Genomic DNA, 245 nt, shown 5'->3' on the forward strand with positions numbered 1-245 from the left:
CCCTCTGCTTGTAAGGCAGATGCTCTCCCAGCTGAGCTAAGATCCCACGAGATTACTTGTAGTGAGTGTTAAAATAAAAGATTCTGAGTTGTGACATGCTTGCATGGCTAAGACTCAGAATCTTTTATTTTATCCGAGCGTTAGCGCAGGATGGCAGTTCGTAGAACTGGCATACACACTCACATTTTCCTCACTGCAAAACGACCCAAGCGGGACTCGAACCCGCGACCTCCGCCGTGACAGGG

General features: G+C 49.0%; 1 tRNA gene (cut by a window edge). It reads right to left on the reverse strand.

The features are described 5' to 3' along the window. A tRNA-OTHER gene (locus DXA60_RS09645) sits at positions 1-46 on the reverse strand; it reaches 66 nt to the left of the window's first position. Positions 47-245 lie beyond the last annotated feature (199 nt).

This window comes from Roseburia sp. OF03-24 (assembly GCF_003463035.1).
In the GTDB taxonomy this organism is placed as follows: domain Bacteria; phylum Bacillota; class Clostridia; order Lachnospirales; family Lachnospiraceae; genus Roseburia; species Roseburia rectibacter.